General features: G+C 42.9%; 26 protein-coding genes. 25 read left to right on the top strand and 1 reads right to left on the bottom strand.

All coding sequences use genetic code 11. The annotated features are described in order from the left end of the window. The first annotated feature begins 66 nt into the window (after positions 1–66). The 8 genes from BDD39_RS01200 to rsmI all read left to right on the top strand — a co-directional run bounded on the left by BDD39_RS01200 (position 67) and on the right by rsmI (position 6,523). The gene (locus BDD39_RS01200; RefSeq protein WP_208404311.1) at positions 67–261 is read left to right on the top strand and encodes a sigma factor G inhibitor Gin; all 195 of its coding nucleotides are present in this window, start codon (positions 67–69) and stop codon (positions 259–261) included. A 179-nt stretch (positions 262–440) separates the two neighbouring features. Next, positions 441–1,892 carry an aminotransferase class I/II-fold pyridoxal phosphate-dependent enzyme gene (locus tag BDD39_RS01195; RefSeq protein ID WP_166907420.1) on the top strand — a complete coding sequence of 484 codons (1,452 nt, stop codon included), beginning with the start codon at positions 441–443 and terminating at the stop codon, positions 1,890–1,892. A 4-nt stretch (positions 1,893–1,896) separates the two neighbouring features. Next, positions 1,897–2,529, top strand: coding sequence for a dTMP kinase (gene tmk / locus BDD39_RS01190; RefSeq protein WP_166907418.1), 633 nt, complete (start codon positions 1,897–1,899; stop codon positions 2,527–2,529). Between the two features lie 83 nt (positions 2,530–2,612). After that, positions 2,613–3,620 carry a DNA polymerase III subunit delta' gene (gene holB, locus BDD39_RS01185; protein WP_166912198.1) on the top strand — a complete coding sequence of 336 codons (1,008 nt, stop codon included), beginning with the start codon at positions 2,613–2,615 and terminating at the stop codon, positions 3,618–3,620. Further along, entirely contained in the window at positions 3,613–4,440 is an 828-nt protein-coding gene (locus BDD39_RS01180; protein ID WP_166907416.1) for a PSP1 domain-containing protein, read from the top strand. The genes holB and BDD39_RS01180 overlap by 8 nt, the downstream gene beginning before the upstream one ends. A 15-nt stretch (positions 4,441–4,455) precedes the next feature. Beyond that, a complete protein-coding gene (gene yabA, locus BDD39_RS01175; RefSeq protein WP_166907414.1) occupies positions 4,456–4,818 on the top strand; it encodes a DNA replication initiation control protein YabA in 363 nt (120 codons plus the stop codon). A 62-nt stretch (positions 4,819–4,880) separates the two neighbouring features. Continuing rightward, complete coding sequence (locus BDD39_RS01170) at positions 4,881–5,630, top strand: tRNA1(Val) (adenine(37)-N6)-methyltransferase (protein ID WP_166912196.1); 750 nt, start codon at positions 4,881–4,883, stop codon at positions 5,628–5,630. 14 nt (positions 5,631–5,644) lie between these two features. Continuing rightward, positions 5,645–6,523 (top strand): 16S rRNA (cytidine(1402)-2'-O)-methyltransferase, encoded by an 879-nt coding sequence (gene rsmI / locus BDD39_RS01165; RefSeq protein ID WP_166907412.1) that lies wholly within the window; start codon positions 5,645–5,647, stop codon positions 6,521–6,523. Positions 6,524–6,559: 36 nt separating this feature from the next. Here rsmI and BDD39_RS01160 read toward each other — a convergent pair whose 3' ends face one another. Further along, positions 6,560–6,862, bottom strand: coding sequence for an AbrB/MazE/SpoVT family DNA-binding domain-containing protein (locus tag BDD39_RS01160; RefSeq protein WP_166907410.1), 303 nt, complete (start codon positions 6,860–6,862; stop codon positions 6,560–6,562). Positions 6,863–7,325: 463 nt separating this feature from the next. Here BDD39_RS01160 and metG point away from each other — a divergent pair, with 463 nt between their 5' ends. From metG to fin, 17 genes are all read left to right on the top strand, one after another. After that, positions 7,326–9,272, top strand: coding sequence for a methionine--tRNA ligase (gene metG / locus BDD39_RS01155; RefSeq protein ID WP_166907408.1), 1,947 nt, complete (start codon positions 7,326–7,328; stop codon positions 9,270–9,272). 141 nt (positions 9,273–9,413) lie between these two features. Next, positions 9,414–10,184 (top strand): TatD family hydrolase, encoded by a 771-nt coding sequence (locus tag BDD39_RS01150; protein ID WP_166907406.1) that lies wholly within the window; start codon positions 9,414–9,416, stop codon positions 10,182–10,184. 202 nt (positions 10,185–10,386) lie between these two features. After that, positions 10,387–11,598: a G5 and 3D domain-containing protein gene (locus tag BDD39_RS01145; protein WP_166907404.1), complete on the top strand. Its 1,212-nt coding sequence runs from the start codon at positions 10,387–10,389 to the stop codon at positions 11,596–11,598. A 246-nt stretch (positions 11,599–11,844) separates the two neighbouring features. Beyond that, positions 11,845–12,408, top strand: a complete 564-nt coding sequence (gene rnmV, locus BDD39_RS01140) for a ribonuclease M5 (protein ID WP_166907400.1) — start codon at positions 11,845–11,847, stop codon at positions 12,406–12,408. Further along, positions 12,401–13,285 carry a 16S rRNA (adenine(1518)-N(6)/adenine(1519)-N(6))-dimethyltransferase RsmA gene (gene rsmA, locus BDD39_RS01135; protein ID WP_166912194.1) on the top strand — a complete coding sequence of 295 codons (885 nt, stop codon included), beginning with the start codon at positions 12,401–12,403 and terminating at the stop codon, positions 13,283–13,285. Before rnmV ends, rsmA begins: the two co-directional genes overlap by 8 nt. A 110-nt stretch (positions 13,286–13,395) precedes the next feature. Further along, positions 13,396–14,280 carry a sporulation peptidase YabG gene (yabG, locus tag BDD39_RS01130; protein WP_166907394.1) on the top strand — a complete coding sequence of 295 codons (885 nt, stop codon included), beginning with the start codon at positions 13,396–13,398 and terminating at the stop codon, positions 14,278–14,280. 194 nt (positions 14,281–14,474) lie between these two features. After that, entirely contained in the window at positions 14,475–14,732 is a 258-nt protein-coding gene (gene veg / locus BDD39_RS01125; RefSeq protein ID WP_166907387.1) for a biofilm formation stimulator Veg, read from the top strand. A gap of 106 nt (positions 14,733–14,838) precedes the next feature. After that, a complete protein-coding gene (locus tag BDD39_RS01120) occupies positions 14,839–15,018 on the top strand; it encodes a small, acid-soluble spore protein, alpha/beta type (protein ID WP_166907385.1) in 180 nt (59 codons plus the stop codon). 190 nt (positions 15,019–15,208) lie between these two features. Further along, entirely contained in the window at positions 15,209–16,081 is an 873-nt protein-coding gene (gene ispE / locus BDD39_RS01115) for a 4-(cytidine 5'-diphospho)-2-C-methyl-D-erythritol kinase (RefSeq protein ID WP_166907383.1), read from the top strand. A 55-nt stretch (positions 16,082–16,136) separates the two neighbouring features. Then, positions 16,137–16,961: a pur operon repressor gene (gene purR / locus BDD39_RS01110; protein WP_166907381.1), complete on the top strand. Its 825-nt coding sequence runs from the start codon at positions 16,137–16,139 to the stop codon at positions 16,959–16,961. Positions 16,962–16,987: 26 nt separating this feature from the next. Then, complete coding sequence (locus BDD39_RS01105) at positions 16,988–17,362, top strand: RidA family protein (protein ID WP_166907379.1); 375 nt, start codon at positions 16,988–16,990, stop codon at positions 17,360–17,362. A 158-nt stretch (positions 17,363–17,520) separates the two neighbouring features. Next, on the top strand, positions 17,521–17,811 hold the full coding sequence (gene spoVG, locus BDD39_RS01100; RefSeq protein WP_003247437.1) for a septation regulator SpoVG: 291 nt from the start codon (positions 17,521–17,523) through the stop codon (positions 17,809–17,811). Positions 17,812–17,951: 140 nt separating this feature from the next. Beyond that, a complete protein-coding gene (gene glmU / locus BDD39_RS01095) occupies positions 17,952–19,331 on the top strand; it encodes a bifunctional UDP-N-acetylglucosamine diphosphorylase/glucosamine-1-phosphate N-acetyltransferase GlmU (protein ID WP_166907377.1) in 1,380 nt (459 codons plus the stop codon). Positions 19,332–19,343: 12 nt separating this feature from the next. Further along, positions 19,344–20,291: a ribose-phosphate diphosphokinase gene (locus BDD39_RS01090; RefSeq protein ID WP_166907375.1), complete on the top strand. Its 948-nt coding sequence runs from the start codon at positions 19,344–19,346 to the stop codon at positions 20,289–20,291. Between the two features lie 81 nt (positions 20,292–20,372). Beyond that, positions 20,373–21,005, top strand: coding sequence for a 50S ribosomal protein L25/general stress protein Ctc (locus BDD39_RS01085; protein ID WP_166907373.1), 633 nt, complete (start codon positions 20,373–20,375; stop codon positions 21,003–21,005). 65 nt (positions 21,006–21,070) lie between these two features. Beyond that, positions 21,071–21,631 carry an aminoacyl-tRNA hydrolase gene (gene pth / locus BDD39_RS01080; protein ID WP_166907371.1) on the top strand — a complete coding sequence of 187 codons (561 nt, stop codon included), beginning with the start codon at positions 21,071–21,073 and terminating at the stop codon, positions 21,629–21,631. A 64-nt stretch (positions 21,632–21,695) separates the two neighbouring features. Continuing rightward, entirely contained in the window at positions 21,696–21,926 is a 231-nt protein-coding gene (gene fin / locus BDD39_RS01075; RefSeq protein ID WP_017434478.1) for an anti-sigma-F factor Fin, read from the top strand. The last annotated feature ends 76 nt before the right edge of the window (positions 21,927–22,002 follow it).

The following is a 22,002-nucleotide window of genomic DNA, read 5'->3' as shown; positions in this document are numbered from 1 at the left end:
ATTAGTATAGAAACTTATCAATGTGGGGAGAATAATGGGTGGGAGGTGGAGAAGGTGGGGACGTCAATGACCAGTAAGGATGACATGGAAAAAGTATGTATCGTTTGTGAGCAGCCAAAACAAGAAGGCATTCACATTTTTGGACGATTTCTTTGCCTAGACTGTGAAAAAGCAATCGTTCAGACTGATACAGCCGATCCGGAATATAGGTTTTACGTAAAACAGTTAAAGAAAATCATATCTTCTGAAATATATTCATAAGGTCCTATTGATGTGGGGCCTGTTTTTATTATTCCGCCATGTCCGCTTGCTATAAATCAATCAGAAAGTCATCTCTTTGTGTCTACTTCTATCCAAGGTGGTTCGTTAGTGTTAATATATATTTTGTTGTTGCTGCAAAGCGCTCAAAAAATGATCTTGGAAAGAAAAGAGGGTTGTTTATGGATCAAGGGAAAACCCCTTTATATACTGCGCTAAAACGCCATGATGCCATCCATCCGTTTTCCTTTCATGTGCCAGGCCATAAATACGGTTTTGTATTTCCGGCAAACGCAAGAAATGATTATGAACCATTATTAAAACTGGATGCTACGGAATTAACCGGATTAGATGATTTGCACCATCCGGAATCGGTTATTGCCGAGGCACAGTCGCTAGCGGCAAAACTGTATAATGTAGAAGAGACGTTTTTTCTTGTGAACGGTTCTACAGCTGGAAATTTGGCGATGATTTTCGCTGCTTGCGGGGAAAAAAAGAAAGTCATTGTACAGCGCAATTGCCATAAGTCGGTGATGCATGCGATTCAGTTAGCAGGGGCCACTCCTGTTTTTCTTTCCCCCGAATTTGATGAAGACGTTCGTGTTGCTTCTTATGTGGCCTATGACACGATAAAAAGGGCGCTCGAGCTTCATCCAGATGCCGCGGCGCTAGTATTAACCAACCCCAATTATTATGGCATGGCCGTTGATCTTACAGAAGTCGTCAATCTCGCGCATCGCTACCGCATTCCCGTGCTTGTTGATGAAGCGCACGGAGCCCATTTTATTCTCGGTCATCCTTTTCCGAAAACAGCGGTCGCGTGCGGAGCGGATGTAGTTGTTCAGTCAGCTCATAAAACGCTACCGGCTATGACAATGGGTTCGTATTTACATTTCAATAGTTCATTGGTCGATAAAGAAAAACTGAAATATTTTTTGCAAGCATTTCAATCGAGCAGCCCATCTTATCCGATTATGGCATCGTTGGATTTAGCAAGAAGCTATTTGGCTTGTTTGACAAAAGACGATGTAAAAAAGGTGGCTGAACAAATTAGACAGTTTAAAGATGCTTTAGCTGCGATTGAAGGGATTGCAATCGTGCATTCACGCCAGCCGCTTGTACAGATTGATTTGCTGAAAATTACGCTGCAAACGCGGAGCGAGCTGTCAGGCTATGAACTGCAGCAACGATTAGAGCGAGAAGGAATTTTTACCGAGCTCGCCGATCCGTTTAACGTTTTGCTTGTCTATCCGCTTGCCGTGATCGAACAGATGGAGCAAGTCGTAGAAAAAATACAACGGGCGTTCCGTGGCTTGCGTTACAGTGAGCGGCTGCTGCAATCGTTTCATTCTTTCTCGTTTTTGCCGTCTGCTAATTCCATTTCATATCGAGAACTGCAAGCGTTACCGAAAAAAGTAGTAGATTTAAAGAATGCGGAAGGATATATTGCCGCGGAAACGATTATACCTTATCCACCCGGGGTGCCTTTGTTATGGATAGGGGAGCGGATTTGCAAGGAACATATCGAACAAATCGAACAGCTAAAACGTTGCCATGCGCGCTTTCAAGGCGGAAAATATTTATCCACTCAGCAAATAGAAGTGTATGAAACTGTAAAAATAAAGGAGATGTAGCAATATGAAAGGATACTTTTTTTCGTTCGAAGGACCTGATGGCGCAGGAAAAACGACGATGATTGCGAAACTAGAAACATTTTTACGGGAAAAAGGATTTGCTGTTGTGTCGACGAGAGAACCGGGGGGCGTGCGCATTGCGGAGGCCATCCGCTCGATTATTTTAAATCCAGACCATACGGAAATGGATGGTCGCACCGAGGCGTTGCTTTATGCTGCGGCGAGGAGGCAGCATCTTTTAGAAAAAATTATTCCAGCCGTCGAAGCCGGCAACATTGTGTTATGCGACCGGTTTGTCGATAGTTCTTTAGTGTATCAAGGATTTGCCAGAGGATTGGGTGTGGACGAAATATTGCAAATCAATCAATTCGCGATTGACGGATATTTTCCATCGCTGACCATTTATTTTGATATTGATCCGAAAATGGGGCTGGAGAGAATTCAAAAAAATAAACAGCGAGAAATAAACCGGCTCGATATGGAAAGCTTGTCCTTTCATTATAAGGTACGGGAAGGATATTTAAAGTTAGCGAAGCGGTTTGCTGAACGGATTGTTACTATTGATGCTTCCAAATCGCCTGATGAAGTATTTGCCATGACCGCCGCCGTGGTGATGAAGCGAATAGAAGGAAGATAACAACGGCATTTCCATGAAACAAAACATGATAGGAAGAGCAGGACATGATAGAATAATAATAAAGGAATAAGCGAGTGATGACGATGATGATGCAGTGGGAACAGCTTGAACAATACCAGCCTATCGTAGTAAGGATGCTCACCAAAAGTCTTGAAAAAGGAAGAGTTTCCCATGCTTACTTATTTGAAGGACAGCGTGGGACCGGGAAAAAAGCGGTAAGCCTTTTGCTGGCAAAGAGCTTGTTTTGTTTGCATCCGTCGGGAATAAAACCTTGTGGCGAATGCCGAAACTGTCGCCGCATCGATTCAGGAAACCATCCGGATGTCCATGTCATCGGGCCGGATGGGCAATCGATTAAAAAAGAACAAATTGAAATGTTACAACAAGAATTTACAAAAACAGCAATGGAAGCCGATAAAAAACTATATATTATCGAACACGCTGATCAAATGACCACGAGTGCGGCGAACAGTTTGCTAAAATTTTTAGAAGAGCCTCGCCCTGGAACGGTGGCGATATTGCTAACAGAGCAATACCATCGCATATTAGAGACGATCGTTTCCCGCTGTCAAGTATTTTCCTTTCAACCACTGCCGCCTGCTTTGCTTGCCAATGATTTAATAGAGCAACAAATTCCGTCTCATATGGCTTTCCTTGCTGCCCATGTGACAAATAATTATGAAGAAGCGCTTAAATTAAGCCAAGATAGTTGGTTTGCGCAAGCGCGAAAAATAGTGTTACAATTATATGAAATGTTAAAGAAAAACGATTTGCAGGCTCTTTTTTTCCTTCATGATCAGTGGGTTCCGCACTTTCAGGAAAAGCAACAAATCGATTTAGGGCTCGATTTGCTTTTATATATATATAAAGATATGTTGCATATACAATTAGGGCAACCGGATTATGTTGTGTATCGGGATAAGATTGACGATTTGCAGCAATGGGCGCTTTCTTGTTCCCAGCGGCAAATCGTCCAAGGCATGGAAATCATTTTACAGGCAAAGGCGCGTTTAAATACAACGAATATGAGCGTACCGTTGTTAATGGAACAACTCATTCTTGATTTAAAGGAGGGAAAAGCGTTTGTATAATGTCGTAGGTGTTCGTTTTAAAAAAGCAGGAAAGATTTATTATTTTGATCCTGGCGAATGGACTATTCCTGCTGGAGAGTTTGTTATTGTAGAAACGGTGCGCGGAATTGAATACGGGAAAGTTGTAATCAGCAATAAACAAGTAGATGAAAACGACATCGTGCTGCCGCTGAAAAAAGTAATTCGCATCGCTGATGCCAAAGACAAACTGATTGTTGAGGAAAATAAAAAAGCAGCGCGCGAAGCCTATGATATTTGTTTAAAGAAAGTGGAAGAGCACGGATTGGAAATGAAGCTAGTCGATGTGGAATATACATTTGACCGCAACAAAGTGATTTTCTATTTTACGGCAGACGGGCGTGTGGATTTCCGTGAGCTGGTGAAAGACTTAGCAGCCATTTTCCGTACACGCATCGAGTTAAGACAAATTGGCGTGCGCGATGAAGCAAAAATGCTAGGCGGAATCGGCCCATGCGGAAGAATGCTGTGTTGTTCCACGTTTTTAGGCGATTTCGATCCTGTATCCATAAAAATGGCCAAAGATCAAAATTTATCGCTGAATCCGACAAAAATTTCCGGCCTCTGCGGTCGCTTGATGTGCTGTTTGAAATACGAAAACGAGGAGTATGAAACAGCAAAAGAACAGCTCCCTGATTTAGGCGAATATGTCGAAACTCCGCATGGTCTTGGCAAAGTGATTGGATTAAATATTTTGGAACGGATGTTACAAGTAGAGCTGTCCGAACATGGACGAGTCGTGGAATATACGCTCGATGAATTGATGAAAGACGGAACTCTGCCAATTCGAGCCGCAGATTAATTGGGGTGGGGCAATGTGGATAAAAAAGAGATTTTTCAATCGGTAACAAGCATGGAAGAGCAGCTTAGCCATTTATACCGCCAGCTTGTACAATTAAAAGAATATGTATCGCAACTACTTGAGGAAAATCACCATTTACAAATTGAAAATGCGCATTTGCGCCGGCGGCTTGAGCAAATGGCTAATGAATGGATGATGGAGGAAAAACGTAAAGATCATAAGCATGGTCATGGACGCAAACTGATTGATATCGGTGAAGGATATGATAATTTAGCGCGACTTTATCAGGAAGGGTTTCATATTTGTCATGTTCATTATGGAAGCGTTCGAGAAGAAGGTGACTGTCTGTTTTGTTTGTCCTTTTTAAACAAAAAGTAAGCATAAGTTGTAGCCTTTCCATTCCGGAGAGGTTATTTTTTTGAACGGAGGATGGATGCATGATGGTGGAATTATACGACGATGAGAGGCTTGATTATCTTTTAAACGAAGAGATCCGCATTATTCAAAGCCCGTCGGTGTTTTCCTTTTCACTCGATGCAGTGCTGTTGGCTAAATTCGCCTATATGCCGATTCAAAAGGGGCACATTGTCGATTTATGTACGGGAAACGGTGTTATTCCGCTATTATTAAGCATGAGAACGAAAGGAAAAATTATCGGCATTGAGATTCAGGAACGGCTTTGCGATATGGCAAAGAGGAGCGTGCAATATAATGGTTTGGAAAAACAGATAGAAATTATTCACGGTGATATTAAAGAAGCGCCTAAAAGGTTAGGATATAGCAAATATGACGTGGTGACGTGCAATCCTCCTTACTTTCCGACAGTCAGCAAGGAGGAAATGAACAAAAATATTCATTTGGCGATCGCCCGTCACGAAATTTATTGTACGCTCGAAGACGTTGTTCGGGTGAGCAGCCAGCTGTTAAAGCAAGGCGGGAAAGCGGCGTTTGTGCACCGCCCAGGGCGACTGCTTGATTTAATTACCTTGATGCGTGAGCACCGGTTAGAGCCGAAACGACTGCGCTTTGTCTATCCGAAAAGCGGAAAAGAGGCCAATACGATTTTGGTGGAAGGAATCAAAGACGGCAGCCCGGATTTGAAAGTGTTGCCGCCGCTTGTGGTATATAATGATAATAATGAATATACCGATGAAGTGAAGCAGCTATTATATGGCATTATCCCATCGTAAAGGAGCAGAAGAACATGCTGTGGCAGCAAAACAGCTTTACCGATCATGCAAATAAAGGAACACTATACATTGTTCCGACGCCGATCGGCAATCTCGAAGATATGACGTTTCGAGCGGTGCGCATTTTAAAGGAAGTCGATATGATTGCGGCGGAAGATACGCGGCAAACGAAAAAGCTGCTAACCCATTTTGAAATTCATACGCCAATGATCAGCTATCATGAACATAATAAATATACGAGTGGACCGCAAATTGTGGAGCGGCTGAAAGAAGGAAAATCGGTAGCGCTTGTTAGCGATGCCGGGATGCCGGGAATTTCCGACCCAGGGCATGAACTGATTGTGTCTGCGCTCAAAGAGCAGTGTGCCGTTGTTCCGCTTCCTGGCGCCAACGCAGCCTTAACCGCGCTTGTTGCGTCGGGGCTGCCGACCGATCACTTTTATTTTTTCGGTTTTCTCGAGCGAACGAAGAAAGAAAAAAAGCGGCAGTTGGAATCATTAAAAACGATTCGCGAAACGATGGTTTTTTATGAAGCTCCCCATCGCCTAAAAGAAACGCTGGCTATGATGTATGAAGTCTTCGGCGAGCGTCGTGCTGTGATCTGCCGTGAGCTGACGAAACGGTTTGAGGAGTTCATTCGCGGCAATTTGAGTGAGGCGGTGGAATGGGCGGAAACGAATGAAATTCGCGGAGAATTTTGTTTGATTATTGAAGGGGCACAGGAAGCGGATAACGAGAAAGAAGAAGCATGGTGGCATTCGCTGACACTAGTAGAGCATGTAGAATATTATATGAGGGAGAAACAAATTTCGACAAAAGATGCGATTAAACAGACGGCAAAAGATCGAAATATGTCGAAACGCGATGTCTATCAGCAGTATCATAACCGATAAAAAAAGGAGTTTCTCTAAAAAGCTAGAGAAACTCTTTTATTTATGATCGTTATTGCCAGACGATTGTTGCAGATGTTCTTGGATTTCTTTTAAAAGAATCTCTGCACCTTCACGGCTTAAAATAATTTTACCGCCGGCTAATTTGAAATTGTCATCAGAAACTTCGCCAGTGACGACGCATGTCATATTTGGTTTATATTTTTTCAAAATGATGCGATCGTCATCTACGTAGATTTCCAATGCGTCTTTTTCGGCAATATCTAACGTACGACGTAATTCAATCGGAATTACGACACGGCCTAACTCATCGACTTTGCGGACAATACCTGTTGATTTCATGGAATGTTTCCCCCTCTCCAAAAAAATAGTTTTTTATTTTGCTAGGATTTATTCGTCAATATTCGACAAATTTCCTACATCCTAATCATATCAGCATTTCCATTATACGTCAATCCTTTTATATGTAAAATTAAAAAAAAATGTATATTATTATTAAATTATTTAAAAAAAAGATGGCTGTATGCGAATGGCATTCGTTTTTCCCTAGTTTTTCCCTATGAAAAGTGATAAATGTATGATTCATCTGCTAGGTGGTACAATCGCTATTTATTCTTATCCTTCTATAAGGATTCGTCTGTTTTTGTCGAAATATGACGCAATTTTATACCCATAATGTATATTTTTTTCTCACAGGAGAAATAGATGTTTTTGTAGAATGAAAAAAATTATGTAAAATAGAAGTAACATCGCTCTCGTCCGTTGGGCGAGGGCTTTTGTTCTAACAGAATAGGGAGGTATGAAGATGGAGAAAAAGACGTTTTATCTTACGACTCCGATTTACTATCCGAGCGGAAACTTGCATATTGGCCATGCATATACGACCGTAGCAGGCGATGCGATGGCGCGTTATAAACGTCTTCGCGGTTATGATGTTATGTATTTGACGGGCACGGACGAACATGGGCAAAAAATTCAGCGAAAAGCGGAAGAAAAAGGGGTAACCCCGCAACAATATGTCGATGAAATTGTCGAAGGCATCCAAGAGTTATGGAAAAAGCTCGATATTTCTTATGATGACTTCATCCGTACGACGCAAGAACGTCATAAAAAAGTAGTAGAAAAAATTTTTGCGCGTCTTGTCGAACAAGGTGATATTTATTTAGGTGAATACGAAGGATGGTATTGTACACCGTGCGAATCATTTTATACGGAACGACAGCTCGTTGATGGAAACTGTCCGGACTGCGGTCGTCCGGTAGAGAAAGTGAAAGAAGAATCGTATTTCTTTAGAATGAGTAAATATGTCGATCGCCTTTTGCAATACTATGAAGAAAATCCGGAGTTTATTCAGCCAGAGTCGCGCAAAAATGAAATGATTAACAACTTTATTAAACCAGGGCTTGAAGATTTGGCGGTGTCACGCACGACGTTCGACTGGGGCATTAAAGTTCCTGGCGATCCGAAACACGTCATTTACGTATGGATTGACGCGCTCACAAACTACATTACGGCATTAGGATATGGTACGGATAACGATGAGAAGTTTCGAAAATACTGGCCGGCAGACGTTCATCTAGTCGGAAAAGAAATCGTCCGTTTCCATACGATTTATTGGCCGATTATGTTAATGGCGCTCGATCTGCCGCTGCCGAAAAAAGTATTCGCGCACGGCTGGCTGCTAATGAAAGACGGAAAAATGTCCAAATCAAAAGGAAACGTCGTCGATCCAGTTACATTAATCAACCGTTATGGATTGGATGCACTTCGTTACTATTTGTTGCGTGAAGTTCCGTTCGGCTCTGACGGGGTGTTCACTCCGAAAGGGTTTGTCGAACGCATTAACTACGATTTAGCCAACGATTTAGGAAACTTGCTGCACCGCACGGTAGCGATGATTGAAAAATATTTTGACGGCATGATTCCGCCATATCGTGGAGCGAAAACCGCATTCGACAACGATCTTGTCGAAAAGGCAAAAGAAACGGTGAAACAATATGAAGAAGCGATGGAGAAAATGGAATTTTCCATTGCGCTTACGTCCGTATGGCAGCTTATTAGCCGGACGAATAAATACATTGACGAAACGCAACCTTGGCTGCTTGCCAAAGATGAAGGCAAAAAAGAACAGTTGGCGTCTGTTATGACCCATTTGGCTGAATCGCTTCGTCATGTGGCTATTTTGTTACAGCCGTTTTTAACACGCACGCCGGAAAAAATCTTCGCGCAGCTTGGCATTGTCGATGAACAGTTAAAACAATGGGACAGCTTATACGAGTTCGGCCTCATTAAAGAAGGCACGAAAGTGACAAAAGGGGAACCGCTATTCCCACGTCTGGACATCGAAAAAGAAGTAGAATATATTAAAGCGCATATGCAAGGCAGTGCACCGGAAAAACAAACAGAAGAAAAGAAAAAGCCGGAAGCGGAAGAAATTACGATTGATGATTTTATGAAAGTCGATTTGCGAGTCGCAGAAGTACTGCACGCTGAGCCGGTAAAAAACGCGGATAAACTGTTGAAGATCCAGCTTGATCTTGGTTATGAAAAACGTCAAGTCGTATCAGGAATTGCGCAGTTTTACAAACCAGAAGAACTCGTTGGCAAGAAAGTCATCTGTGTAACGAATTTAAAACCAGTGAAACTGCGTGGCGAATTGTCTCAAGGCATGATTCTCGCCGGGGAAGAAAACGGAGTACTTTCCATCGCTACCGTTGATAAAACGATTCCAAATGGGACAAAAATAAAATAATGACAAACATAAGAGGTGTGGTGTTTTAGATACACGACACCTCTTTGTTGTCATTTTGTAATGGAATTGTTAACAACCTGTGACATATGTAATGGATTTCTATGTTACACTTAACAACAAGGTAGAAAAGGGGTTATTATTATGCTCTTTGACACACATGCGCATTTAAATGCGATGCAATATAACGAGGATTTGCAGGAAGTGATTGATCGCGCCATTAGCGAAGGGGTTTCTCATATTGTCGTCGTCGGTTTTGACCGCCCTACGATTGCGCGGGCGATGGAGCTAGCGGAACAATATGATTTTATTTATGCTGCCGTCGGCTGGCATCCCGTTGATGCGATCGATATGACAGATGATGATTTACATATGATCGAAAAATTAGCAGCTCACCCGAAAGTAGTGGCGTTGGGAGAAATGGGATTAGACTATTATTGGGATAAATCACCAAAGGAAATACAGCAGGACGTATTTCGGCGGCAAATCGCTTTAGCAAAAAAGGTAAAACTGCCGATTATTATTCATAACCGCGAGGCAACAGCGGATATTTTGCAAATTTTAAAAGAGGAAAACGCTGCCGAAGTGGGCGGAATTATGCATTGCTTCAGCGGAAGTGTGGAAGTGGCGAAACAATGCATTGATATGAACTTCTTTATTTCTCTTGGCGGCCCGGTAACGTTTAAAAACGCGAAAAAACCGAAAGAAGTAGCGGCCCAAATTCCGCTTGAGCATTTATTGATTGAAACGGATTGCCCATATTTAACGCCTCATCCTTTCCGTGGAAAGCGAAACGAACCGAGCTACGTCAAATACGTAGCGGAGGCGATCGCTGAGATTAAAGGTATTTCCTTTGAGGAAGTAGCCGAAGCGACGACAGAGAATGCGAAAAAATTATTCGGCATCAATCGCTAAAATCTTTTGTCAATTGGTAAGGGGACTTGTCTAACATGATCGAATAAAAAGAAGTTCTACAAATTTAGAACTTTACATATGATAAACATGTCGACAAGTCTTCCTTCCCTTTTAACTGAATTTTCTGCATAATAGAGTGTGTTTATGCGTACATGTGAAAAGGAGAGGGGAATATTAGCGGAAGAAGGAGGCGTTTTATCTCATGTCACCTAATATGAGGAAAATTTCCAATTCATTGAGGAAAAATTTTACCGTTACTGCTAGTAGTTTTATAGCTTTTTCAGCAACAACTGGATTCGCTGGATATGAAATAGCTAAGGATGATGTAACACTAACCATGAACGGAAAGAAACAGGAGATCCGAACGCATGCAAAAACAGTAAAAGAATTGCTGCAGGAGCAAAATATTAAGCCGAGAAAGGAAGATTACGTTTATCCATCCTTAAATACGCCCATTACCGATGATTTAAACATCGTTTGGGAAGCAAGCAAGCCGGTAACTTTAACGATAGACGGGAAGAAAAGAAAAGTATGGACGACTGCAAAGGACGTTGCTGAGCTATTAAACTCGCAGCATATTAAAATGGAACAGCATGACAAAGCAACCCCGGCGCTAGACACAAAGATTAAAAAAGGAATGGAAATTGATGTCGAAAAAGCATTTCCTGTTCAGCTAAACGTCGGCGGTAAACAACAACAAGTATGGGCAACTTCGACTACTGTCGCTGACTTTTTGAAACACCAAGGAATAAAACTAGACGAACTGGACCGTGTAGAGCCATCTCTACATGAAAATGTAAAAGAAAATATGGTCGTTAATGTGGTAAAAGTTAAAAAAGTCACCGATGTAGTGGAAGAACCAGTGGATTTTGCAGTCGTCACGAAACAAGATGCCACGTTGCCAAAAGGAGAGCGGCGCATTATCCAGCCTGGAGAAAAAGGGATTGTTGCGAAAACATATGAAGTAATATTGGAAAATGGAAAAGAAGTATCGCGTAAATTAATTGCGGCAAAGACGATTAAAGCAAGCCAAACTCGCATTGTCGCTGTTGGCACAAAAATGACTGCAAGACGGTCTGCGAATGTGCAAAGCCGTCCAACATCACGCGGCCAAAATGATGTGGCGAAAGAGTTTTATGTGACAGCTACGGCTTATACCGCGTATTGCGAAGGTTGTTCGGGAACCACGAGAACGGGAATGAATTTGCGCGCAAATCCTTCTTTAAAAGTGATTGCGGTTGATCCAAATATTATCCCACTCGGGTCAAAAGTATACGTAGAAGGGTATGGATATGCTATCGCTGCAGATACAGGTTCAGCTATTCACGGTTATAAAATTGATTTATTTATGCCTGAAAAATCAGATGCGCTTCGTTGGGGTAGAAAACGCGTAAAAATAAGGGTTTTGCAATAAAAGAGTAAAGAAGGCGGAGGGTTTTTCACCCTCTGCTTTTTCGTTATAATGGAGAAAGATATTTCTACCCATTTAGACGGAGAAAATCGAAAAAAGTTTCACTGATTTTGCGCAAAATAAATATATCATTTCATGGGCAACGGAAAACTACCCACCCATTATTTTACCGGAAAGGAGGCATTGCAGAAATAGGAAAAAAGACTTATTCCCACGGCGGAATGAGAAAATAATTTCTGCATATTGACGATGAGAATTAAGGAAATTATCGTTGTCGAAGGAAAAGACGATACAGCGGCGATTCAGCGCGCCGTTGATGCAGATACGATTGAAACAAACGGAGCGGCGATCAGTGAAGAAATTATTGAGCGCATTAAGTTGGCAAAAGAAAAACGCGGAGTCATTATTTTTACTGATCCGAATTTTCCAGGGGAAAAAATTCGCAAAACGATTACCCAGCATGTGCCGGGATGCAAACATGCTTTTTTGCCAAGAAAAGCGGCGATAGCGAAAAACGGCAAAGGCATCGGCGTTGAACATGCGTCGGTGGAAGATATTCGCCAAGCGTTAGCAAATGTGTATGAAGAAACAACGGAGTGGAAGGAAGAGATCACGTTTGATGAACTTGTCGCTGCCGGTTTAATCGGCGGGGAGTTGGCGAAAAAGCGGCGGCAGCGATTAGGGGAAAGGCTGAAAATCGGCTATGCGAACGGAAAACAGCTTTACAAGCGACTGAGAGTTTTTCAAATCTCCAAGGAAACGTTTTATGCAGCTTTAGAGCAAGTGATGCAGGAGGAAACAGATGATGCATAAAGATATTGCCACACCAAGGCGTACAAAGGAAATTTTGGATCAATACGGGTTTTCCTTCAAAAAAAGCTTAGGACAAAATTTTTTAATTGACACGAATATTTTGCGGAAAATTGTCGATGCCGCGGAAATTTCCGCTGAAACGGGAGCGATTGAAATCGGCCCAGGAATTGGGGCGCTGACGGAGCAATTGGCGCGCCGGGCAAAAAAAGTCGTCGCCTTTGAAATAGACCAGCGGCTGTTGCCGATTTTGGCCGATACGCTGTCCCCGTATGAAAATGTGCGAATCATTCATCAAGACGTGTTAAAAGCGGATATTCACCAGGTGATCGCGGACGAGTTTACAAACGTAACCGATATTATGGTGGTGGCTAATTTGCCGTATTATGTCACCACGCCGATTATTATGAAGCTGCTGACAGACCGTCTGCCAATTCGCGGCATGGTGATGATGCTGCAAAAAGAAGTAGCTGACCGCCTGGCTGCCAAGCCGGGAACAAAGGATTATGGATCACTGTCTATTGCAGTTCAGTATTATACGGAAGCAGAGGTCGTCATGACGGTGCCGCGGACGGTGTTTATCCCACAGCCGAACGTCGATTCCGCCGTGATCCGATTAATAAAGAGAAAACAGCCGCCCGTCGAGGTAAATGATGAGGCATTTTTCTTTCAAGTAGTGCGGGCAAGCTTCGCGCAGCGCCGGAAAACGATTTTAAACAATTTAGTAAACAACTTGCCGAACGGAAAGACGTTGAAAGAGCAAATCGAACGCGCCTTGGCCAATGCAAGTATCGACTCGCGCCGCCGGGGAGAAACGCTGACGATGGGAGAATTTGCCACACTGAGCAATGTATTGCGCACCATGTTGATCAACGTGTAGGCGCATTTTTTGGCTAATAAAGAAAAGGGAAAAAACAATGTCTATCACCTATTGTCCGAATATGCATATGGTACTTAGTAGGCATTTATTTCATAATGGAGTGATGGGTGATGGACGTCAAAGTCGGTGATATTGTGGCGAGAAAGTCGTATCAATGTGATTTATTGTTTCGCGTGATCGATATAAAAGAAAAAGGGGACGAAAAGGAAGCGATTTTATACGGTGAAGATGTAAGGCTGATCGCGGATGCCCCTTACAGTGATTTAGTCGTTATTGATGAACGGGAACAGCAGGAAAGAAAGAAAAAGGAAATAGAGCTTATTGAACAGTCGTATAAGCTGTTTCGCCAAGACCATCATGCGATGAAGCAAAAAATCGAATATAGGGCAACTGGGGGATACCGGACGGAAAAGGATTTTTTTCAAATTCCAGGTCGCGTCCTTCATCTGGACGGTGACCCTTTATATTTGCGAAAATGTTTGGATTTATATGAACGAATTGGCGTGCCGGTATATGGAGTGTATTGCGAGGAAATTGAAATGCCGGAAAAAGTTGGCGCACTGATTGAGCAGTTTCGCCCGGATATTTTAGTCATTACCGGCCATGATTCTTATTCGAAATCAAAAGGGAAAATAAATGATTTAAAGGCATACCGCCACTCGAAACATTTTGTGCAGACGGTAAAGGAAGCGCGCAAAAAAATTCCTCATCTTGATCAGCTTATTATTTTCGCAGGGGCATGCCAATCCCATTTTGAATCACTGATCCGCGCCGGTGCCAACTTTGCCAGTTCCCCGGCACGAGTAAACATTCATGCGCTCGACCCCGTCTATATTGTTTCACGGATTAGTTTTACCCCTTTTATAGAAACTGTCGATGTTTGGGATGTGCTCCGCAATACATTGACCGGAGAAAAAGGGCTTGGGGGGATAGAAACAAGGGGGGTATTGCGTACGGGAATGCCTTTCCGTTTAGTGGAGGAAATAGGGGATTAAAACCGCCATATAAAAAGGCGGTTTTTTATTTTTAATGGATACATATTTTTACACAAAAGTGCCATAATATACATAAAAAGAGGAATTTTGTAGAAAAATATGCATTGACAGTAATGAAAACACACTGATATAATTTTTGTTTTTGACTTCGAAGATAACTTTTGTTATAATAAAAATAGCGAGGTGGATAGTGAATGCCAAAAACTTTATCCGATATTAAAAAAACACTGGATTCTAATATCGGCAGACGTTTGACATTGCGAGCAAACGGTGGGCGGAGAAAGACGATCGAACGCTGTGGAATATTAGCAGAAACGTATCCATCAGTATTTGTGATTGAACTCGATCAGAAAGAAAACACATTTGAGCGAGTATCATTTAGTTACGCGGACGTATTGACAGAAACGGTAAAATTAACATTTTTAGATGATGATAAAGCAGGCGGGCAGTAGACAATTTTGTTTGCTGCTTTTTGTTTTGTCATAAATAGGTTAACATAAAGAGGTTTGTTTTTTTTCATACTAAAACTGTCGCGGTAATTAAAGGGGGTTGCTGACATTGGGTCGTCGCCGTGGAATTATGTCGCAACGCTTTAAAGAAGAATTGGCAAAAGAATTAGGCTTTTATGATGTTGTGCAGCGAGAAGGCTGGGGAGCCATCCGCGCCAAAGACGCCGGAAATATGGTGAAATTGGCGATTGAAAAAGCAGAAAGACAGCTGGCCGCAAAGACAGAGTAACGCCATTTTACGCCACATTAAATAAAAAACGCCGCGACAGCCGAAGCATGACCGCTTCGGCTTTTGTGTGCTACCATTTTCATATTGTTTCATATGAGTGGATGAAATATGCTCAACACTCATGATTTATGGTATTATGGTAAAATGGATTTATTAAGAAATTGGGAAGTCGTTAAAGTAGGTGAAGCGTTTGAGGCTATTAGTAAAGGCGCCAGCAAAAATTAATTTGTCATTGGACGTGTTACATAAGCGGCCGGATGGATATCATGAAGTGAAAATGGTAATGACAACGATTGACTTAGCGGATCGCATTGAATTAACTTCTTTGCCAACGGAGGATACGATACAAATTATTTCGCAAAATCGTTTCGTTCCGGATGACCATCGCAACTTGGCGTATCAAGCGGCAAAGTTATTAAAGGAGACCTTTTCCATTAAAAAAGGTGTAGCGATCTCGATTACAAAACATATCCCGGTAGCGGCGGGGCTAGCGGGGGGAAGCAGCGATGCCGCCGCCACATTGCGGGGATTAAATAAGCTTTGGAATTTAGGGCTTACCCTTGATGAATTGGCGGAATTGGGAGCGCAGATCGGTTCTGACGTATCGTTTTGCGTCTACGGCGGAACGGCGATTGCCACCGGGCGCGGCGAAAAAATTACTCCGATTCCTTCACCGCCTCCATGCTGGGTTGTGTTGGCAAAACCATCCATTGGCGTTTCTACCGCGGAAGTGTATCGGAATTTAAAGGTGGGGGAAGTGGCGCATCCGGATGTCGATGCCATGGTAGAGGCGATTAGGTGCCAGGATTATGCGGCGATTTGCAAACTGGTCGGAAACGTATTAGAAGAAGTAACGTTGAAAAAGTATCCGGAAGTAGCGCATATTAAAGAACAAATGAAACGGTTTGGGGCAGATGCGGTATTGATGAGCGGCAGCGGGCCGACGATATTCGGACTCGTCCAGCATGATTCGAGAATGCAGCGCATTTACAACGGGCTTCGTGGTTTTTGTGAGCAAGTATTCGCGGTTCGTTTATTAGGTGAGCGTTATCCACTTGATTAAACACGTACATTTTTGATATATTTATTTTATAATATTCGGTTTTGGGAGGTCCGCTATGAAGTTAAGGCGCAGCGGCCGTTTAGTGGATATGACCCATTATCTTCTTGAACGGCCACATCAGCTTATTCCGCTTACGTTTTTTGCGGAGCGTTACGAATCGGCCAAGTCATCGATTAGCGAGGATTTAGCCATTATTAAACAAACGTTTGAACAGCAGGGGATCGGAACGATTAAAACGTTGCCGGGGGCGGCTGGCGGCGTACAATATATCCCAAAAATGTCGAAGCAGGAAGCGGAAGAAATTGTGACATATTTATGCGAGCAACTATCGCGCCCGGACCGGTTGTTGCCCGGTGGATACTTATATATGACCGATATTCTCGGTGACCCTCGTATTATGAATAAAATCGGCCGACTTTATGCGTCCATTTTTGCCGATCGGCCGGTCGATGTCGTCATGACAATTGCGACAAAAGGGATTCCGCTCGCTTATGCGGTCGCCCACTTTTTGTATGTTCCGGTTGTTATTGTCCGCCATGACAATAAAGTAACGGAAGGATCGATGGTCAGCATCAACTATGTTTCCGGTTCTTCAAAGCGCATCCAAACGATGGTGCTGGCGAAGCGGAGCTTGGCGGAAGGAGCCAATGTATTAATTATCGACGATTTTATGAAAGCGGGCGGCACGGTAAACGGCATGGTAAATTTGCTAAATGAGTTTAACGCGAAACTTTCCGGTATCGGTGTTCTTGTCGAATCGGAAGAAACGAAAGAACGGCTCGTAGACGAATATATTTCGCTTGTGAGATTGTCTTCGGTGGATGTCAAAGAAAAACAAATTACCGTAAAAGCAGGAAATTACACGCATTTTATGGAATAGATAAACGAGAAAGGAGAGCAAACAAAATGAAAAAAGTAGAAACGAATAAAGCGCCGCAGGCGATCGGTCCGTATTCGCAAGGAATTATCATCAATAACATGTTTTACAGCTCGGGGCAAATTCCGCTCACTCCCGAAGGAGAGATGGTACAAGGCGACATAAAAGCACAAACACATCAAGTATTTCAAAACTTAAAAGCCGTTTTGGAAGCGGCTGGTGCATCGCTTGATACAGTAGTCAAAACGACGGTGTTTTTGAAAAACATGGATGATTTTGCAGCAATGAATGAAGTATATAGTCAATATTTCACAAATCATAAACCGGCGCGCTCGTGCGTGGAAGTGGCGAGACTGCCGAAAGACGCGCTTGTCGAAATTGAAGTAGTCGCGTTGATCCAATAAACTTCCATCATCTGCCTTTTCCCTAAACAGCCAAGGATGCTGCGTATTATGTACTAGGTATGTTTATTTATAAAAAATTTTCGAAAAAAGAAGGAAATAGAGAAAACATGTGGAATAAAAATAATCAAGTCTGATATAGGGAAAAGGTGGTGAACATAATGGAAGTTACTGACGTAAGATTACGCCGCGTAAATACCGAAGGACGTATGAAAGCGATTGCCTCGATCACATTGGATAACGAATTCGTTGTCCACGATATCCGCGTCATCGATGGCAACAACGGATTGTTTGTCGCCATGCCAAGCAAGCGTACTCCAGATGGAGAATTTCGCGACATTGCACATCCGATTAACTCAGCCACGCGCGGAAAAATTCAAGAGGCAATATTAGCTGAGTATCATCGCTTAGGTAAGCTGGAAGAAGAACTTGAAGAAGCTGGCGCTTCGTAAAAATATGAAAAGTGAGCCTGTGCCAATGGACAGGCTCATTTTATTTTGTTTTATTTTGGAAAAATGAATGTTTCCTTGAAATACAATATTAATTGAGATATATTCAATTATGGATAAAAAGGTAATTGGAGGCCTTATATATGGTAAAACGATATGCGGTCATATTGGCGGCTGGACAGGGGACAAGAATGAAGTCGAAACAATACAAAGTATTGCACCCTGTTTGCGGCAAGCCAATGGTCCAGCATGTAGTGGACCAAGTTTCGCAGCTGGGAGTAGAAAAGCTTATTACGGTTGTCGGTTTTGGAGCGGAACAAGTAAAACAGCAGCTGGGCGACCAAAGCGAATATGCCCTTCAGCAAGAGCAATTAGGAACGGCGCACGCAGTGATGCAAGCAGCCCCTTATTTACGGGAAAAAGATGGAGTAACGCTTGTTGTATGCGGAGATACACCGTTAATTACTGTTGAAACGATGCAAGCTTTGCTTGATCATCATCTTGCGACCAATGCAAAAGCAACGATTTTGACAGCAGTTTCAGATAATCCTGCCGGATATGGCCGCATTGTTCGCGATTCTCATGGAAATGTTGAAAAAATTGTCGAACATAAAGATGCAAGCGAACAAGAACGTGCCATCAAAGAAATTAACACAGGGACATATTGCTTCGATAACAAGTCTTTATTTGAAGCGCTTACACATGTATCGAACAATAATGTACAAGGCGAGTATTATTTAACCGATGTCATTGAAATTTTAAAATCAAATGGAAGTATCATTTCCGCGTACAAAGCTCCATCTTTTGAAGAAACGATTGGGGTAAACGACCGTGTTGCCCTCGCCGAAGCAGAAAAAATTATGCGCGAGCGGATTTGTCGCAAACATATGATGAACGGGGTAACGATTATTGATCCCGCCCATACGTATATATCCGCTGAGGCGCAAATTGGCCGTGACACCGTGATTTATCCGGGGACGGTCATTGAAGGGAAAACGATCATCGGCGAAGATTGTACGATTGGACCAAACTCGGAAATTAAAGATTGTTGGATTGGAAATGGCACCACCATTCGCCACTCTGTTGCGCATGACAGCGAAATTGGCAGCGGGGTCACGATTGGGCCATTTGCCCACATTCGCCCATTGTCGAAAATTGATGACGAAGTTCGCATTGGCAATTTTGTCGAAGTGAAAAAATCAACGTTTGGCAAAGGAAGCAAAGCATCGCATTTAAGCTATATCGGCGATGCGGAAGTCGGGGCCAATGTCAATCTTGGCTGCGGATCCATTACCGTAAACTATGATGGAAAAAACAAACACATGACGAAAATTGAAGATGGGGCGTTTATTGGCTGTAATGCCAATTTAATTGCTCCTGTGACGATTGGAAAAGGCGCTTATGTTGCTGCCGGCTCCACCATAACCGAGGATGTTCCTGGGAACGCATTATCGATTGCCCGCGCGCGGCAAGTGAACAAAGAAAACTATGTCGACCGTCTGTCGATCAAGAAAAATTCTTAGTGGAGGCCTATCATGTCTGAGTGTCATCACAACCTAAAATTATTTGCGTTAAATTCAAACATGAAGTTGGCGGAAGAAATTGCGGAAATTATGGGAATGGAACTAGGCAAATGTTCTGTTTCTCGTTTCAGCGACGGGGAAATTCAAATTAACATTGAGGAGAGCATCCGCGGCGATGATGTTTTCGTCATTCAATCGACGAGCGTCCCGGTCAATGAGCATTTAATGGAGTTATTAATTATGATCGATGCGTTAAAACGGGCCTCGGCACGGACGATTAATATTGTGATGCCGTATTACGGCTATGCCCGTCAAGACCGGAAAGCGCGCTCCCGCGAGCCGATTACGGCGAAGCTGGTGGCCAATCTATTGGAAACGGCAGGAGCTTCGCGTGTGATTACGCTTGATTTGCACGCGCCGCAAATTCAAGGGTTTTTTGATATTCCAATCGACCACTTGATGGGTGTTCCGATTTTAGCAGACTATTTTAAAAGCAAAAATCTCGATGATATCGTTGTTGTTTCTCCAGACCACGGCGGCGTGACGCGGACAAGAAAACTTGCTGATCGTTTAAAAGCACCGATTGCTATTATTGATAAACGCCGACCAAAGCCAAATGTGGCGGAAGTCATGAATATTGTTGGACAAGTAGAAGGGAAAACTGCTATTTTAATTGATGATATTATTGATACGGCCGGAACGATTACATTGGCCGCCAGCGCCCTGGTCGCAAGCGGAGCGAAAGAAGTGTACGCGTGCTGTACGCACCCAGTGCTGTCCGGTCCAGCAATTGAACGCATTCAAAATTCACAAATCAAAGAACTGGTTGTTACCAATACAATTGCGTTGCCAGAAGAAAAGAAAATTGGTAAAATTGTAGAGCTGTCAGTTGCACCGCTGATTGCGGAGGCCATCACCCGCGTGTATGAAATGAAGTCTGTCAGTGTATTGTTCGATTAATGGAAAAACATGTTTAGACCTTCTTGTTTTAGGATAAAGTATCAAATAGATTCTAATTCTAATTCAGGAAGGTGAGGAAACATGGCTATCGTACTAGAAGCAAAAGAACGCACGGACAGAAAACATTCCACACTTCGACGCATTCGTTTGCAAGGAAACATTCCTGGAATATTGTATGGGAAAAATGTTGACAATAAAATGATTTTTGTCAGTGGTGCAGAACTTGAAAAAACGATCCGTGAAGGTGGGCGCCATAGCTTAATGACGCTGAAAATGGGCGGAAACGATTATACCGTCCTGTTGCGCGAGATTCAAAGAGACCCTCTTCGCGGCAATATTCTTCACGCTGATTTTCAAGCAGTAGATATGTCGACAGAAGTAGATATTGATGTTGATGTACGTTTGATTGGTGAAGCTGCCGGAGAAAAAGACGGCGGCGTATTGCAGCAAAATCTGCATCAATTAACGATCCGCGTATTGCCGGCGAATATTCCACCGTCGATTGATATTGACATCTCGCACCTTCAAATAGGCGATACGGTTACGGTGGGAGATATTAACACGGACGGAAAATATGAAATTATCGATGATCCTTCTGAAGTGATTGCGACGATCTTGCCGCCACAACAGGAGGAGGAAATTCATAGCGGCGAACAGCAAGAACCTGGTCATCCTGGCGCTGAAGAAGGAAGAGAAACGACTCCAGAATCATAAATCCGGACGTAACCGTTTTCGGTTACGTCTTTTGTAGTATCATCGCAAAGAAAGGAGACTGAGTATTGAAGCTATTTGTCGGGCTTGGGAATCCGGGAAAAGAATACGAACAAACGAGGCATAACGTTGGCTTTATGGTCATCGATGAACTGGCAAAACGCTGGAATATTTCCTTTCAAGCAACAAAATTCCGCGGAATGCTGGGCTCTGCTATTATTTCTGGAGAAAAAGTAGCATTATGCAAACCGTTGACATATATGAATTTATCAGGGGAATGCGTTCGACCGTTAATGGATTACTATCACATTGATGTCGATGATATCATTGTCATCTACGACGATCTTGATCTCCCTCCTGGGAAAATTCGCCTTCGCATGAAAGGAAGCTCTGGTGGACATAACGGCATTAAGTCATTAATCCAACATCTGGGCACGCAAGAATTGAAACGAATTCGCATCGGAATTGGGCGCCCGGGCAACGGACAAAAAGTAACGGATTATGTATTAGGACGCTTCACCAAAGAAGAGAGCAGCGCAGTGACGGAGGCGGTGCTGCGTGCGGCTGATGCGTGTGAAAAAGCGGTGACGGCGCCATTTCTACAAGTGATGAATGAATTCAATGCGTGAATATTTTCCTCCTAATCGGTGCAAAATGAAAGTATGGAATACACCCTTTAGGAGGTTTATTGCAATGGCATTGCATTATTATTGCCGGCACTGCGGAACGAAAGTAGGGACGATTGATCAAGTTTCCATATATAGTGAACAATTGGGATTTCATCACTTGACAGAGGAAGAACGCTTGGAGATGATTTCGTATCAGCCGAATGGCGATATTCACGTAAAAACCATTTGCGAAGATTGCCAAGAGGCGTTGACAAGAAATCCAGAGTTACATCAGTATGAGAAGTTTATTCATTAACGGGGCTTTGGGCAACCAAAGCATTTTTGTATTTTTTATTTATAAATATATCCATATATGTATCTATATGGAATAA

The sequence above is a fragment of the Saccharococcus thermophilus genome (genome assembly GCF_011761475.1).
GTDB classification, from domain to species: Bacteria; Bacillota; Bacilli; order Bacillales; family Anoxybacillaceae; genus Saccharococcus; species Saccharococcus thermophilus.
The sequence above is the reverse complement of the archived record's forward strand: the minus strand, read 5'-3'. Positions and strand labels throughout refer to the sequence as shown.